The sequence below is a fragment of the Rhizobium sp. WW_1 genome (assembly GCF_003610155.1).
Lineage (GTDB): Bacteria > Pseudomonadota > Alphaproteobacteria > Rhizobiales > Rhizobiaceae > Rhizobium > Rhizobium tropici_A.
In genome coordinates this window covers 120277-134595 of the sequence record NZ_RAIN01000007.1, presented here as the reverse complement: position 1 = coordinate 134595, position 14319 = coordinate 120277, and the positions used below count along the sequence as shown (strand labels likewise).

16 protein-coding genes are annotated in these 14319 nt (G+C 60.0%); 1 reads left to right on the top strand and 15 read right to left on the bottom strand.

What is annotated here, in order from left to right; all coding sequences use genetic code 11:
• Window positions 1-8: 8 nt before the first annotated feature.
• From BJ928_RS21300 to BJ928_RS21230, 15 genes are all read right to left on the bottom strand, one after another.
• Window positions 9-1274 (bottom strand): phage major capsid protein, encoded by a 1266-nt coding sequence (locus BJ928_RS21300; RefSeq protein ID WP_047630815.1) that lies wholly within the window; start codon window positions 1272-1274, stop codon window positions 9-11.
• A 51-nt stretch (window positions 1275-1325) separates the two neighbouring features.
• Window positions 1326-1922: an HK97 family phage prohead protease gene (locus tag BJ928_RS21295; RefSeq protein ID WP_047630816.1), complete on the bottom strand. Its 597-nt coding sequence runs from the start codon at window positions 1920-1922 to the stop codon at window positions 1326-1328.
• Window positions 1903-3171 (bottom strand): phage portal protein, encoded by a 1269-nt coding sequence (locus BJ928_RS21290; protein ID WP_052227619.1) that lies wholly within the window; start codon window positions 3169-3171, stop codon window positions 1903-1905. Before BJ928_RS21290 ends, BJ928_RS21295 begins: the two co-directional genes overlap by 20 nt.
• Window positions 3168-5018: a terminase large subunit gene (locus BJ928_RS21285; protein ID WP_082011828.1), complete on the bottom strand. Its 1851-nt coding sequence runs from the start codon at window positions 5016-5018 to the stop codon at window positions 3168-3170. Before BJ928_RS21285 ends, BJ928_RS21290 begins: the two co-directional genes overlap by 4 nt.
• Window positions 4990-5463, bottom strand: coding sequence for a P27 family phage terminase small subunit (locus BJ928_RS21280; protein ID WP_047630817.1), 474 nt, complete (start codon window positions 5461-5463; stop codon window positions 4990-4992). The genes BJ928_RS21285 and BJ928_RS21280 overlap by 29 nt, the downstream gene beginning before the upstream one ends.
• Window positions 5464-5585: 122 nt before the next feature.
• Window positions 5586-5804, bottom strand: coding sequence for a hypothetical protein (locus BJ928_RS21275; protein ID WP_147413926.1), 219 nt, complete (start codon window positions 5802-5804; stop codon window positions 5586-5588).
• A 286-nt stretch (window positions 5805-6090) separates the two neighbouring features.
• Window positions 6091-6747: a transcription termination/antitermination NusG family protein gene (locus BJ928_RS21270; RefSeq protein ID WP_047630819.1), complete on the bottom strand. Its 657-nt coding sequence runs from the start codon at window positions 6745-6747 to the stop codon at window positions 6091-6093.
• Entirely contained in the window at window positions 6734-7942 is a 1209-nt protein-coding gene (locus tag BJ928_RS21265) for a helix-turn-helix domain-containing protein (protein ID WP_052227620.1), read from the bottom strand. Before BJ928_RS21265 ends, BJ928_RS21270 begins: the two co-directional genes overlap by 14 nt.
• On the bottom strand, window positions 7939-9720 hold the full coding sequence (locus tag BJ928_RS21260; RefSeq protein ID WP_052227621.1) for a DNA cytosine methyltransferase: 1782 nt from the start codon (window positions 9718-9720) through the stop codon (window positions 7939-7941). The genes BJ928_RS21265 and BJ928_RS21260 overlap by 4 nt, the downstream gene beginning before the upstream one ends.
• Window positions 9717-9989: a hypothetical protein gene (locus BJ928_RS21255; protein WP_047630820.1), complete on the bottom strand. Its 273-nt coding sequence runs from the start codon at window positions 9987-9989 to the stop codon at window positions 9717-9719. The genes BJ928_RS21260 and BJ928_RS21255 overlap by 4 nt, the downstream gene beginning before the upstream one ends.
• A gap of 1 nt (window position 9990) precedes the next feature.
• Complete coding sequence (locus BJ928_RS21250; protein WP_052227622.1) at window positions 9991-10368, bottom strand: hypothetical protein; 378 nt, start codon at window positions 10366-10368, stop codon at window positions 9991-9993.
• Window positions 10365-10919 (bottom strand): hypothetical protein, encoded by a 555-nt coding sequence (locus tag BJ928_RS21245; RefSeq protein WP_047630821.1) that lies wholly within the window; start codon window positions 10917-10919, stop codon window positions 10365-10367. The genes BJ928_RS21250 and BJ928_RS21245 overlap by 4 nt, the downstream gene beginning before the upstream one ends.
• Complete coding sequence (locus tag BJ928_RS21240) at window positions 10916-12463, bottom strand: MT-A70 family methyltransferase (RefSeq protein WP_082011830.1); 1548 nt, start codon at window positions 12461-12463, stop codon at window positions 10916-10918. The genes BJ928_RS21245 and BJ928_RS21240 overlap by 4 nt, the downstream gene beginning before the upstream one ends.
• Window positions 12463-12696, bottom strand: a complete 234-nt coding sequence (locus BJ928_RS21235) for a hypothetical protein (protein WP_047630823.1) — start codon at window positions 12694-12696, stop codon at window positions 12463-12465. Before BJ928_RS21235 ends, BJ928_RS21240 begins: the two co-directional genes overlap by 1 nt.
• On the bottom strand, window positions 12693-13190 hold the full coding sequence (locus BJ928_RS21230) for a hypothetical protein (protein ID WP_047630824.1): 498 nt from the start codon (window positions 13188-13190) through the stop codon (window positions 12693-12695). Before BJ928_RS21230 ends, BJ928_RS21235 begins: the two co-directional genes overlap by 4 nt.
• A 493-nt stretch (window positions 13191-13683) precedes the next feature.
• Here BJ928_RS21230 and BJ928_RS21220 point away from each other — a divergent pair, with 493 nt between their 5' ends.
• Window positions 13684-14298, top strand: a complete 615-nt coding sequence (locus BJ928_RS21220; protein WP_052227623.1) for a S24 family peptidase — start codon at window positions 13684-13686, stop codon at window positions 14296-14298.
• Window positions 14299-14319 lie beyond the last annotated feature (21 nt).

Sequence of the window (14319 nt, the reverse complement as noted above, 5' to 3'; positions counted from 1 at the left end):
TGGAGTGCTTACGCGCCTTTTCCGATGAGGTGCTTGACGGCGCCACTATCGCCCAACTCGCCATCGAAGCGGGCGAGGCCGGCGATGCCCATGTCCGGCCAGAAGCGTTCGCGCAGCACACCGATTACGGTCGATCCTACCTTGCGGACGAAGTACTTGCCGAAATCGCCGAACAGCATAGCTTTCTTGCCGGCACCGATATCATCCATGGCCTGGTTGATGCTGTAGGGGCGATTGTTGAGCAGAGCCGGCGCACCGTTCTGCACATCGCCCTTCTGCCAGAGATAGTTGCCTTGGCCGTCTTTGAGCTTGCGGACGGCCTTGAACGTATTGTCGTTCATCATGTATCGCGCCTTGGGTGAGGTGCGATATGCTGGGTCAACCGCATGTTCGAGGTCAATGATTTCGTCGAAGGTGATCGCGACGCCGGAAGCAGTGGTGATGCCCAGCGAGGATGCGGTGACAATGCCATTCGGCGCGGATTGCCCAGAACCGACAGTGAGGCGACGATTGGCAATGCGGCCAAGGCGTTCACCGATAAGCTGACCCAAAAGGGATTCCATGTTGAAAATGGAATCCATGTCCAGTTCCCACGACCAGCGAATGAACGGCGTTGCGTACGAGAAAGCATCGAGCGACTTTTGACCGAAAGCCACGTCGCCGCTGCCGTCGTCAAGCAGCGCCTGCGCTTCCGCATGCTCAGCCGCTTCCTTGTCGGTATCGTCGACAGCCGGCACCTTCATCGGGTTGCCGCTCGACGTGGCAATGATCGTGCAGATATCTTCATCATACATCGGCCCCCAAGCCTTCATGGACTTGATAATCTGCGCTTCCAGTTCTGTCGGAACGGTGTAACCGCCGGCCGTGGCAGTGCCGACCGTCTGCGCGCGTTCTTCGAACTTTGTCGCACCCTGCATGAGCACGGCGCGCTCTTCCTGCGAAAGCTGGTCGAGCGGTCCGCAAACCGCCTTGGCGAAGACATGACGGTATTCGATCTTGTCGCCTTCCTCTTGCCCGCGACCTTCCTCGCCGCGGGGAATCGGACGCTGGCGGGCGCGGCGCTCTTCGTCGCGCTGCTCGAGCTTCAGATACTGCTCTTCGCGCTCGACCTGCTTTTCGAGACGATCATGTTCCGCCATGGCGGCGTCATGCTGGGTTTCCAGCTCCTTTGCGCGCGCCTCGTCGGTCGCGGCGCTGATCTGGTCGAGACGTTCGCGAGCTTCGGCGACAATCTTCGCCTGCTTTTCGCGCAATTCCTTGATGCGATTTGCCATCGTAACTACTCCTAGTTTTCGGCGGGGTTGTTGGGCGCAGGCAGGCGAGCCTTACGCTTTACTCCGGACCCTCAAGTCCAGGTGGGCTTTCATGCGCAGCCGCAGACCGGCGGCATTGAAATTCTGCTGACGCTTTTCCTTGCGGGCTTCGTCGCGGGAGCGCAGGGCAATCGACGTACCCTCATAGGCCGGCTCCGAAACAACGGAGACCTCCAAAAGTTCGACCTGGTGAATGGTGCGGGTGTCGATGTTGCCGGTCATGTCCCATTCGTCATGGGTGACGATGAAACCGAACGACATGCCGGTGATATCGCCGCGTGCGATCAGCTCGCGCACGTCGCGGCCGTCCGTTGTGTCTGGAAGATCGATTTCGACCGCGAGACCCTTGGCATCTTCATTCAGCCGCAGGGTGCCGGCGCTGGTGCGGCCAAGCAGGCGCTGGCGATCATGACCATAATAGGCGCGCACATCAGCCGTCTTGAGGCTTTGCGAGAAGGCACCGGGCGCAATGACCTCGCGGAAATGGCCGCCGATATCGGCCGTATCTCCGAACGTGGCGGCATAGCCTGCAACTGTGTTTTTGTTGTCAGCGGCGCGATACTGGACAGGAAGCGTAACCGAGCGGGTTTCAGTCTTGATTGTCATCATTGGCTCCATCGGTAGGGGTCGCCGACTCGGCGGAAGGTTCGGAAGGGATCGAGGTGCCCGGTGCGGGCGACGTGCCGAGGACGACGGTCGCGCCCTGCACAAGAAGCTGATCAGCGGCCGGGTTGTCGTGACGCGGCCGGTTCTCGATGCCGCGTGCCTCATTTGGCGTGAGCTGCGCTGTCTGAATGGCGCGGGCCAGGCCATTGAGGCGCGACAGGAAATCGCCACGTTGCAGGCCATCAAGATTATGCTCGACATAACGCTTGTCGTTCATGCGGCCCCACAGCTTGAGATTAAGCTCTCCCTCCAAAGCCGTCGCCCAATGCATGATCAGGTGCTTGACAAGGTTGATGTCCTGTTGCTCGACGTTGTTGAACGTGCCTTTCGTCAGGTCCTGCATGAAGGCCAGCGGCATCTGCCAGGCGCGGGCAAACTCTTCATTCTGAAAGCGCCGCGCTTCCGTCATCTGACCCTTGGCGGGATCGAAGCCGACCGGATTGAGTTTGTATCCCGGCGGTATCGGAAATACCGGCTTGTCGGCGTTTTTTGCTTCGTCCACCGAACGGTGAATATCCGCCATCGCGCGAGCCATTGCATCCTTGCCGGCTGGCATTGGGCCTTCCAATGCGAGAGGCGGAATGCCGCCACCGGCAAAGAAGGTGGCGGCGTAGTCGTTCATTGCCAATGCAAGCTGAATTGCTTTTCCGGCGAGTGCGATCGGCCCATAATGTCCGGTCATGTTCGACCGGAGCATGAACGGCACGTCGATAACGTCGCTGGCGTGGTAGTCGATGCCATCGCAGCTATAGACCAGCTCGCCACGAATGCCGACGCGCCGGATCGACGTGCGGGCAGGGTCCATCGGCCAGATATGTTCGAAGCTTGCGCCGCTGCGCTCGATCCATGCCAGGCCGCGCCCACCGGTAAACACCTGCTGCCAGAAATATTGCCGGAACTTGAACGAATCCATCTGGTCGTTCGGATTCTCGTGAATGATCGTCTGCAGCTTGCCGGTCAGCTTAACCGAGCTGTCGTTTGTGCGACGATAGGCATGCAGTGGCAACGCGGCGAGCGTGCGGGACAGGAATGCGACGGCGCATAGCACGGCAGGAACGGTCAGCGCGCGGTCGATGGTGACGCGCGGCAGCTTCGTCGTTCCCATCCCGAAGAATGAAAGGAAGTTCTCCGAGCTGACCGGCACTGTCGGGTTCTCGATGCTCTCCCGCTTTTCCACACGGCGCTTGCTCATGCTCTTGCCTTCGTCAATGAGAATTCGGGATCGTCCCAAGGGGAGCGAACAATGGAGCGCTCACGGCACAGCGCGACGCCGATGGACATTGCTTGTGAGACCATGCCGTCGATGCGGCCAAATGCGTGTTCCTTGTCGAACATGCGGTGGCCGGTGCGGTTTTCGGCATAGACGACCGACGCGGCGCAAAGGTCCAACATCGGGTTTGGCTCGATCTGGATGCGCTGCTCGTAGATCGCGTTTTCCAGCTTGTTGATGGAGTCAGGCATCCAGAGATAGATTTCCTGTTCGCCATCAGGCTTGTCTTTGTCGACCTCCAAAATCCGCTTCTGGAAACCTTGCGGATGGATCGTCAGGGGCAGGCTTGCCCCGATGTCGTCGGTCAGATGCTCGCGCAGGCGTTCAAGTCCGTATTGGTCGGCGGCGCTCTCTGCCGGCGCGAACTCGGCATGAATGCGGGCGATGGCATCGGCGAGCCATGCATATTTCAGGCGCTCGCCGGGAACCGCCTCGATGAAACCTTGTCTGACCCAAAGGTCATAAGGCGCCTGGTCGGTCCCGGCTCTGTCGAGCAATGTCGCCTCTGGCGTCCAGAACCATGTTTTCGAGGCGAGGACTTCCGCATCCTTGGTGGCATCGAGAACCCACGTCAGCGTGTAAGCGGTGAAATCTCGTGTCTGCGAAAGGTCGAGGCCACCAAAGCAGGGATAGCCGGCCTCGACCAGTGCCGCGATATCAAGCTTCTTTTGGCAGGCAAGCCACGACTCCCGCTTGATGGCGGCATTCACAGACTGCGTCCACTCACAGAAATTGAGGCGAGCGATGTCATTGCGCTTGCCGGGAATAGCCTTTGCCAGTGCCACGCGGCCGGCGAGCCATTCCGTCGTGATCGTCACGTCCAGCAAAGGGTTGACCTTCGGCCAGCAGGACGGATCGTTTTCCCAATCGTCGCCTTCGTCGAGCGCGCAGACGAAGGTCATCGTCGTGTCGTCGTCGGTGATGCCAGCGGCGACGTTAATGGCGTGCTGATGTTCCTCCCAGCAGATCGACTTGCGATCGGTCCCGCTGTTCGTTGCCATCAGCATCAGAGGCTGCAGGCGGAACTTGAAGCCCGCTTCCAGCAGATCGATGACGTTGCGGTTCTTGTGCTCGTGAACCTCGTCGCAAAGGCCGCAATGCGGGCGAGGGCCTGACTGCCCGTCGTCGGAGGATATCGGCTTGAAGTAGCGTCTATCGCCCTTCTTGCCGACATAGGTAATCTGCCAGACCGGGTTTTCGCCCTGTGTCGTGGTACGGCTGCTGAGGCGCGGCGACTGGTTGCGCATCGACACAGCGTCTTTGAACAAAACCTGCGCCTGGTCCTTCTTCGACGCGGCGGCATAGACTTCGGCGGCGGCTTCGCCATCGGCCATCAGCATGTAAAGGCCAATGCCGGCCAGCATCGGCGACTTGCCGTTTCCCTTGCCTTCCTCGTCGTAGAAACGACGGAAGCGGCGAAGGCCGGTTGCTGCCCATTTCCACCCGAACAGCGAGCCGACGCGGAACGCCTGGCTAGGATGCAGCGTGAACTTGCGACCTTGGAACTGTCCGTCCTTCAAGCGCAGGTTACGCGGAAACCACCCGATGACCTTGTTCGCCGCCTCGACATCCCACACAAGGCCGCGCTCCGGTCCATCGCGCAGGTCGCGCAGATGGCGAGCACACTGGTTGCGGACATGTGGGCCGGCGACGATGTTGCCAAGCAACACATCAGCGGCCCACGCGGTCACCGGATCGGCGTTATAGTCGGGCGCCGGGATCTGGTCAGCCGGGAACAACTCAGTCGAAATCGTCGGCGCTGTCGTCATCGTCGAAATTGAAACTCGTCTGTCCCGACGCCTGCACCGCCCGCTCGGATGCCGGCGTCATTCCGAAGTCGCTGGCAAGGGCGCGAACCTGTCGCCAGGTCTCATTGAGCTGCCCGACCTCCGGCCGGGATTTCCGCTGATCGCCGTTGCGCGTCTTGCTGTCGTAGCTCTCGCCGTTCTCCCACACGTCGAGCCGCAGGCGCTCATAGCGGGCGATCGTCCAGCAGAGTGTTTCGAACATGTAGACGTTGCCTTCATGCAGCCGCTTGCGCTGCGGATGGCAAAGTGGCGAGGCGAGGCGATCCCAAATGTTGCGGATCTCGAAAGGCAGTTCATCGGGCCGAAGCTCGCGAGCGCGCTGTGCTGCCTGTGCGTCGAACCGGCCGGCATCCTTGCCGCCGGTAAACGGCACGACCTGTTCGCTGTTCGGCTTTCGACCCTTCATGACTGATCAAACCACCCTGCTACCAGAGTGGCTTTTTGCCTCCAATTCCAACTTTGCACACAGAAATGACCCACGCCGGTCGCAGGGGTCGAGGGGGCGGGGTTTCGACCCACCCCCTCCGGTCATCGCCGGTTGGCGGGGTGGTTGGGGTCGATGGGCCATCCGTCGAGGCCGGTCGCGGTCGAGAAGCCTCGATGCTCTTCGGCCTGCTTGGTCGCGTCGTGGTGGGTGCTGCATAGGCTTTGCAGCTCGCCATGCCAGAACTTCTCAGGGTCACCCTTATGAGGCTCGACATGGTCGGCGACGGTGGCGACCGTGATCCTGCCTTGCAGTCTGCACATGCGGCAGATCGGCTCTGCCTTTAGCTGCATGGCCCGCCGGCCGTGCTTGCCCCGCCATGCCGCGAGAGAGTACCAGCCGCGCCAAGCGGCAGCATCCGATGATCGTTGGTCAGCCATTACTCTAAGATAGAAACAACAAAGGCGACCTTTCGGTCGCCTGTCATCAAGTCATAGCTTACGCATTGACCCTGAATCGGTGCCTCAACTTGCGAGGCTGTCAGGGCGGGGTCCGGGCGCGAGAGCGAAGGTCACTAAGAACCGGATCAACCATTGGTGCAATTAGCTGTCACAAACGGGACAGCATTGCAATAGGCATAAGCATCGGCGTCTTGCGTCCAAACAATTCCAGTTCGACGACTGGCGTACCCTTTCCTTTGCCACCGAATGCCACAACCTCACCAGCGAAGTCTATGAATGGTCCCTCTTTCACGCGGACCTTGCTACCGACAGGAATAGCGTCAACCTTCGTCTCCCAATCATAGACGCCGCTTGCTGCCAACTCTTTGAATGAGCTTAGAGTTTCATTCGCGACACGATAGGGATGGAGCCAGCCGCCGACCACGCCGCGAACGTGCTCAAAGCGGGCCAGCGCCTGCAGCGCATAGGCAGATGGAACACAACGCACGAACACGTAACAAACGAAAACGACCTGTTCGGATGGCGGCAGTTCCTTGTGATGACGTCTGCGCTTCGGTCCCAAACACATGGGTGCGCATGCTTCGATGCCGCAATCGAGCATAGCTTTTTCCACAGCCTGTTCACGTCCAGACTGTACTTGCAGCACCAGCCATGTCGCATCCCTTGGAAACAGATCGGCGGTTCGCTGGCTCGCGGCCTCGATGCACTCGACGCGATTCGCTTCCTCGCGCGCGATGCGGTCGAGTTGCTGGATACCCTTGTCCGAAACCAAACCAGCAAAAGGACTGCCGTTAAGCTGCATCATGGGATTTGCCTTTCTGGATATCGGCGATGGCGCCTGCAAAGTCGTCGAGTGCGGCACGCACCGCCTCGTCAAACGGAAGGTCGAGGTTGAGGGGAGGGAAGTAAGCGCGTTCCGCCGGTCGTGTATCGTCGATCCATGGCCAGCCGCGCCGCTCATGCTCGCGTGCCCATGCCTGCCAGATATCGCCATCCCGCATCACGGCGACAAAGCCCGAGGCAACGTCTTCGTAAAGCGTCTGGCAGACGGACGGCTGACCGCTGCGAGCCTTTTCGTGCATGCGGTTGACGACCGACCAGCCAGTCTTCCGCACCTTGTCGCGCATCAGTTCGGCTTCGTCTGCCTTGCCTTGCGCAACCAGGCCACGTTCCGAAATCGTAAGTGCGGCAATCTGCCCGTAAGGCGCTCTCAGTAGGTCGGCGAGGCGCGCAGCTCCCCAAAGCTTGCCATAGGGCGCAGCAGCCGCATGCGTGGGCTTTGGCGCCGCCTGCGGGTCGCTAACCTCGTTGAAGAGCTTTTCCCGAAAGTAGGTGGATGGGGCAGGGATATGCGACTTGCGTTGCTCTCTCAGCTTCGCCAGCCAGACCGGCTTGCGTCGTTCGGCCGTGTCCCGCTCATCGTCGGTCAGAGCGAACCATTCCCGCAGCCATCCGTTCTTCGGCATGCCCTCAGTTTGCGGCCAGTCCTTCACCAGCCGCCAGAACCGGTTCTCGATTGCCTTGCGCTCTTCCTTCGAAAGCTCGCGCACGCCCTCTCTCAAATTTACGGGTTCTCTTACTGGTTCCTTTACAAGGTTACTGTCCAGATTCTGGACTCGGCTTTCGGTGATTTCTGGACACGGCTGCGGCTCAAGGCTGGACTCGGCTTCCGCAAGGCCGTGTCCAGTTTCTGGACATGGGTTTTTATCCTGCTTGGAAGCGAATACGGCCTCGAAGGGGAAGTAGTAACGCGTCCGTTCCTGTCGTTTCGAACCCGCCTCCCGCCGCTGTTCGCGCGCGATCAGACCGGCCCTCTCAAGTTCGCCGAGATAGACATTCAGCGTGGATCGCGGCACCTCGCAGTTTTCCGACAGGTACTCTTGCGACGGAAACGCGCCATATTCAGGATTGTAGCAATCGCAGAGATGCCAAAGGACGATTTTCAACGCGGGTTTTATCCCACGCTGCTTGATCGCCCAATTGGTGGCGTCATGGCTCATTCCGCCGCCTCCGCAAATTCGCGGCGGACATTGCATTCGGCCAGCAACTGCACCATGCGCGGCGGCACGCTATTGCCGACCAGGTGATACTTTTCCGTCTTCGTCAGCCGGCGCTCTTTGCCGTCGACGAAAATGGTTTCAGGGAAGCAACCAGTCGGGAAGCCGTGCGAGCCTGCACCTTCCTCCGGTTCGAGCATACGCATCCCTATATCGGTGATGACATAGTCATGCCCCCGCACATTGACGGTCACAAGGCCATGACGGGCCTTCTGCGTCATCGCGCCGATAGGGTCGGACAGTCCCTGTTCGTAGCCGCCATTGCCGCTGTAGTAGGCCTGCAGAAACGCCAAGATAAGACCGGCATGGTTGCCGCCGGCCATCACCGTTGCGCCGGGTTCCGTTGCGTCACGGCCATGTTTGTTGGTCCCGCGCAGGGAGAGCATAGACGCTGCAACGATGCCCTGTTGCGAACCGCTTGTGGTCAGCGCAGAAACGGGTTCCTCGGCAGAGCGTGCACTCAGGCCGACGCGTGGACCGTCATTGTGCTGCGCAAGGAAAGCCGAGACGAGGGCAGTATGTCCTTGTCCGCCCGCCGTGAAGGCTGGCGCCGGCTCCTCGATATCGACGCCATCGCTTTCGCCGAATTGGCGCTGCAGACTTGCTGACATGATGCCAAGAGGAACCGCGCAACCCGGTCGGATATGAAAGCCGTTCGCTGTGAAGGCGGGCAACGGGTCGAGGATATCCGCCCCGACAGAGCCGGTGCGAAACTTCGTGATGCTTGGGACCGCAATCATGAGTTCGCCGCCCTTGGCCGTCGTGAGGGCGCATAGGGGGTCGTTGACGGTTCGAGGGTTGCCCCAACCCTTGGTGTGGGTGATTGGCACGATAAAGGGCTTCGCAGCGTCGATCACATACCGCATGACGCCGCGCGCCGTTCGCCGCATTGTGGCATCGGCTAGCGGCTTCTTCCGGTTGAAGATGGACTTTACCGGAATGCTCCAATCGATCTTTTCATGAATGCCAAGCCAAGGCCGAAGCCCGAGCTTTCTGGCGAGCTTTCGAGGCGCATGGGTGCGGGCAGGCCAAATGATGGCCGAACCATCCGACTGCGCCACGCCGAAATAGCGCTTGCGGATGGTATGTATGCCGTAGTCTGCGCATACCAGCACCTTGCCTTCGAAGTTGTAGCCGAGACGCTGCATATGGTTTAGCCACGCGCGCCAGATGCGCCCCTTCTTCTTCGGGTCCGGAATGAGCCACTGCTCTTGCACCGGCACACGCTCGCCCTTGGCTGCAACCGAGCCGTCGAGCCTCATCACGCGACCGGTCTTGGGGCAGCGCTTGGCGATCAACCCGCCCCACGTCTGGATTTCAGGCACGTTTTCGAGCGTGATCGTCTCAGGCCGCACGGTGCCGGCCCAACGGCACACAACCCACGCCAGCGAGCGCCGCCGCTTCGAAACCGGCTTTCCGCCCTTGGCGACGGAGAAATGCGTGCAGTCCGGCGAGGCGTGCAGGACGCGAACGCCGCGCCCCTGCGTGGCATGCCGTGGGTCCACCTCGAACACGTCGCAACGCAGGTGCTTCGTATGCGGATGGCGCTTTTCGTGTACGGCGATCGCAACGGGATCGTGATTGATCGCGAGATGGACATGAAACCCGGCCTGTTCCAGCCCGTCACAGCCGCCGCCCATGCCGGCGAACAGAACGACGGTCATCCGATTGTCGAGGCCGAAGGAATGCGGGATTGCCGGCGGCTTGAAGTGCTTCGTCATGCGCGCCTCCAAACACCGCCGAAGTCCACGACGACATCGCGCACGCCATCCTCGCTGCCGACATGGACCGGCGGCTGCGATTGGCCGGAGAAAATGGAGACGAAGACGCGGCCGGTGCGGACGATTTCGGCCAGCTCTTCCGGCGAAAACTCCCAGCAGGACACAGAGCAGCGGCCGTTCGTATAGGTGTGAAGCTCGCCGACATTTTCGGAACCCTTCGGCGGGCCGAGCAGCATGTTTGCGCCGTGGAAGTGGACAGGTGTCGCCATGTCACACCTCCTTCGGCTTCGTGAAGTGCACGCAGGGAGGCGAATTGAGCATGATCGCCGGCTCTTCGAAAAGGAGCGAGGCCACACTTGCGAGTGGCATCCCCGCATGTTCGCGCATGTGCATGGCTGCCTTGGCGACCATGAAACGGACACTTTCAGTCCGGCTCCCGTTCGCCACGCGAACCGACCGCATGGCCGCCATTTCCGCATCGAGGTAATCGACACCCGCAAGGAAGCCAGCCTCACGCAGAATCAGCCGAATGGAGCCGTTCTCGCGGTCCAGCACTTGCATGGGGGAGCAAAGCAGCCACTCGGCCCGCTCCGCATGGGTCTTGCAGTCCGCAAGCTGCTCGACGATTGGCAATAGCCCGGACATCATTCCGCACCTCGTTTCCATAGTTCGAACTCGGCACGTAGCGAGAGGAAAGCCTCCCGCGCGCGTTCGTCGTTGTTGATTTCTTTCTTGGATTTGATCGTCAGCAGCTCTTTCATGCGAGCATCGGCGGCCTGCTTGTCGGCAATCACTTCGCCATCGCTCTTGACTTCGAGGAACCGGTGAAACAGTTCCCCTTGGCAGAGGATCGCCGCATTGGCTGCGTAGTCTTTCGGCTTGTCGGCCAGCTGCTTTTGCAGTTGCTGCACCTCGCTTTCGAGTTGGCGAACGCGGGCGGCGGCTCGCTGTATCAGGTCGAGCGACACGCAAAGGTTTCGCACGCCGCCTGCAATCAGCCTGATTTCGTCAGGGAGTGCGCGCCGGCTGAAACGGCAGATTTCGACCTCTTGCCCGCTTGAGCGCCGCGCGACGAGTGCGGTAAAATCGCCCCGCGTCTCGATTTCCCAAACATCGGCCTCGAGTTGGACGTGGATATCCCATAAATTATTCAGGATATCCTTTTGGCGCTGGCGTTCGCTTCGTGCCGCAACGTTCATGCCGCACCGCCTTCAGGGGCGCCCGCCTGGTTGCCCCAAAACTCCCACTTGCCATTGAGCCGGATATCCCCCGGCTGCAGGCTCTCCTTGCGCTGGAAAAGCTCCAGCTTGCGCATGTCGGGATATAGCCGCTCGATTTCTTCGGCGAACCAGACTGGCTTGCGGCTATGCTCGGTCTTCACCTCGCTATACAGGCTTTCCGGCTTTGCCGTGTAGAGGTCGATACCGGGGAAGTTGCCGCGCTTGCAGATGATCAGATGTTCGGTTCTGTCGCGCACCCATCGGCCCATGCCGATGTTGACCTTGTCCCACGTGATCATGCTGACGTAGGTGAAGCCCCACGCCTTGATGATCCTCAGCGCATCGTCGAGCCGGTTCGTCGTCGTCCAGAAATAGAGTATGGCGTCTTGCGTGAACGGGCTGCGGTCGCCAGCGCAAAGCGCCATCAACTCGTCAACCGTCATTGCAGGATAAGGCAACCCCTTGTCCTGCCCTGTCTCGTCGCTCCATGCCTCCTGCTGCCACGGCACATCGCAATACCCAACGGCATAGGCGGCACGTGGCATTTCACCGGCCACCCGCTTGCCCTGTTCGGCAATGTGATTGATGACCGCCGTGCGGATCATGCGGGAATGCTGCAGGCGTTTGGTGCGGTTTTCCTTCGCGTCCGCAGCCTTGCGTTTTTCTTCGGCAAGTGCCGCATCGACGTAAAGCACCTGCTTGTCCTGCGGAACCTGCTTGAGCCGGTCGAGGAACGTGCCATTGTCGAGGCGGGAACCGCGCACACGGTGCAATGCCATGTCGACGATCTTTTCGCCGCGCGATGCGTCCCGCTGGATGGTCCGCTTATCCTGACCTGTCGCTTGAGCGGTCGATTCAGCAAACGACAACTTGTCGCTTGCTGCGTTTTGGCGAGCGCGACCACCTGAAACGTGCTGTGCCGTCTCCGGGTGCTTTTCGAGATAGATTTCCTTGCGCCGCGCGATGAAGAGCGCCCGATCAGCCGCCGTCAGTTCGGCACGGCATAGGTTTTCGTCGATCTCCCAAAGTTCACGGTCAAGGTCGTCAAAGGGCTGGTGGAAGCAAAGCACCTTGTCCCATCCAAGCTGCTTTGCGGTCTGCAGGCGATGCAGCCCCGCAGATAGATTGACGCGCTCGTCGCCTTCCTGCCCTTGAACCGTGATCGGCGTTTGCTGACCGATTTCGAGGAAGGATGGCTTGAGCGCATCGACCTTGGCTTGATCTGCGAGACGCAGACGTGTTCCGACCTCAATGCTTACAATGCTACGCCAGACAGCAATGCGCCCTATCGACGGCCCCAGCTCAGGCTCAACGACTGTCTCCAACGTGCGATATTTCTTGACTGCTAACTCTGTTGGATACCAGCGTGCCGCATCTTTCTTGTCCCGCTGGAGCAGTCCCTTGCCATTGAGGCGAGCGCATGCGTTGCGGTCGCCGACTGCGGATTCGACATACACACCTTCGGCGACCGCCGTTGTGATGATGCGTACCGCCCTTTCGCCAGATGTTGGAGCGCGCGCCATCACTCGCACCTCCTAAGTCGGTCGAGGTAGGCTTCGCCCTTGAACGTCACGACATAGCCGCCGGGAACGCCGACGAAGCAGAGCATTCCGGCTCGCACGCAGGCCGATGCGGCCGGCAAGTCTAGTTCGTTGATCTGGACCGGTTCAGGCCGGGAATGGAAAACGCGCCGCAAAAGGGCGCGTGCAACTCCACCAATGGGCGGATCAGTATCGAAGGTGAAAGCCGCCATCATTCGGAGCCGCCCACGACATGAAGGCCCGCTTTCGCGCCGCCGGTTGCAATGACGATGGCAAGCGCCTGGCGGAAGGCGGAAAGACCGCGCTCGATATCGGCCGCGTGCCGGTCCATCGAGTATGCTTCGGCCGGCGTCACATAGGCATCCGCCATCGCGGCCGCGCCGGTTGCCATCAGCGCCGCCGCCTTCTGCAGAACGTCGGAATAGGAGCTGAGAACGTTGACGTTCGCCACGCGGTCGGTCTCAGGGTCGGAGAGACGCCGGCCGTTCAGCTCGGCCATGGCCTGCGTGACGACGGGAACGCCGCATTCCGATTCAAGCGCGTAGACGACAGATAGCGGCATAAGATCGGTGTCGCGTCCGTTGTTCATGCGGCCGATATGGCTTGCGGACACGGAAGAGACTTCGGCCGCGCGCTCGATGCCGCCGACCAGCTTGATAAGGTCGCGTTGTGCGGCTTTGACGCGGTGGAACCAGGCATCGGAAGACATGCAAAATCCTTTCCCGCGCCGGGAAATCCGGGCGGCTTTTCCCGTGGTGGGAATGGGTTCGAAATGTGAAAAGTCAGACCGTCAGCAGATCACGGGGGACCGCATGAGAGAGGCAACCAGTCGGGCAGGGGCGAAAGAGCCAGTGGAGAGCCGCCGTTCATTCAGCGGCCTCTGGAATGCGGGATGGGCGAGGCACCTCTGCGGGCCAATCAACATCCGTCGGCCAATTGTCGCTAAGCCAAGTAATAGCCCGACCGATGCGACGAACGCCGACATCAGACCCAGCACGAATGGCGGTTAGCCGTTTCCCATCCATGAATATACGGTTCGACAATGTCGCTTCCGCGATCTTGGTCGAGAAACAAAACCCCTCAACGAGCTTTAAAAGATGTGCGATCTGCTCCATGACGCGGAATATGAGGGACATATCCCCTATATGTCAACGGGAAATGTCCCTCTGCGCTCATTGCTCTAAATAAGGGATAATTCCCTCATGAGCGAAGTCGTGAAAAAAGACATCATTGCGCGAGTAGAGAAGCGGGCGAAAGAGCTGAAAATGTCAGTTCGCGCGGTTTCTCTTGCTGCTGGATTCGGCCCTGATCTTATACGAGACTGGAAGGGGCCGAAGGCAGCGTTGCCACGTATCGACACATTACAACAGGTCGCGCGAGCGTTGAGAGTGTCTGCTGGTTGGCTTGCCTTCGGCGAGAACGCAGAACTCCCAAAGGCCAAGGAAATCCCCCACATATCATGGGTGGCAGCAGGCCATTTCTCAGAAGCTCCGGCCCATTGGGACAACGGCGACCATGAAAAAGTCGTTGCCGATGGACTGCGCGCAGGAACACACTTTGCTCTGACGGTTAGAGGCGAATCAATGAATCTCATTGCGCCTGAAGGTTCGACCATCATTGTCAACGCAGATGATAGAGAGCTAGTGTCGCGAGCATACTATGTATTTCGCCAGAACGAAGAAGCGACTTTTAAGCAGTTCATGGCCAATCCCGACAGGCTTGAACCGGTTTCGACAGATCGTTCATACGAGGCTCTTCCCATCACTCCCGACACGACAGTTGTTGGAAGAGTGGAGCGAATCATCATTCCAGTTTAGCCAAACTCGGTCATATATCCC

Bases quoted from the DNA above. Each gene is read 5' to 3' on its own strand.
- BJ928_RS21280 (WP_047630817.1), bottom strand. From the start codon at position 5,463: ATGAAGGGTCGAAAGCCGAACAGCGAACAGGTCGTGCCGTTTACCGGC.
- BJ928_RS21255 (WP_047630820.1), bottom strand. From the start codon at position 9,989: ATGGCGACACCTGTCCACTTCCACGGCGCAAACATGCTGCTCGGCCCG.
- BJ928_RS21260 (WP_052227621.1), bottom strand. From the start codon at position 9,720: ATGACGAAGCACTTCAAGCCGCCGGCAATCCCGCATTCCTTCGGCCTC.
- BJ928_RS21230 (WP_047630824.1), bottom strand. From the start codon at position 13,190: ATGTCTTCCGATGCCTGGTTCCACCGCGTCAAAGCCGCACAACGCGAC.
- BJ928_RS21220 (WP_052227623.1), top strand. From the start codon at position 13,684: ATGAGCGAAGTCGTGAAAAAAGACATCATTGCGCGAGTAGAGAAGCGG.
- BJ928_RS21235 (WP_047630823.1), bottom strand. From the start codon at position 12,696: ATGATGGCGGCTTTCACCTTCGATACTGATCCGCCCATTGGTGGAGTT.
- BJ928_RS21295 (WP_047630816.1), bottom strand. From the start codon at position 1,922: ATGATGACAATCAAGACTGAAACCCGCTCGGTTACGCTTCCTGTCCAG.
- BJ928_RS21240 (WP_082011830.1), bottom strand. From the start codon at position 12,463: ATGGCGCGCGCTCCAACATCTGGCGAAAGGGCGGTACGCATCATCACA.
- BJ928_RS21290 (WP_052227619.1), bottom strand. From the start codon at position 3,171: ATGAGCAAGCGCCGTGTGGAAAAGCGGGAGAGCATCGAGAACCCGACA.
- BJ928_RS21265 (WP_052227620.1), bottom strand. From the start codon at position 7,942: ATGAGCCATGACGCCACCAATTGGGCGATCAAGCAGCGTGGGATAAAA.
- BJ928_RS21300 (WP_047630815.1), bottom strand. From the start codon at position 1,274: ATGGCAAATCGCATCAAGGAATTGCGCGAAAAGCAGGCGAAGATTGTC.
- BJ928_RS21250 (WP_052227622.1), bottom strand. From the start codon at position 10,368: ATGATGTCCGGGCTATTGCCAATCGTCGAGCAGCTTGCGGACTGCAAG.
- BJ928_RS21245 (WP_047630821.1), bottom strand. From the start codon at position 10,919: ATGAACGTTGCGGCACGAAGCGAACGCCAGCGCCAAAAGGATATCCTG.
- BJ928_RS21285 (WP_082011828.1), bottom strand. From the start codon at position 5,018: ATGACGACAGCGCCGACGATTTCGACTGAGTTGTTCCCGGCTGACCAG.
- BJ928_RS21275 (WP_147413926.1), bottom strand. From the start codon at position 5,804: ATGTGCAGACTGCAAGGCAGGATCACGGTCGCCACCGTCGCCGACCAT.
- BJ928_RS21270 (WP_047630819.1), bottom strand. From the start codon at position 6,747: ATGATGCAGCTTAACGGCAGTCCTTTTGCTGGTTTGGTTTCGGACAAG.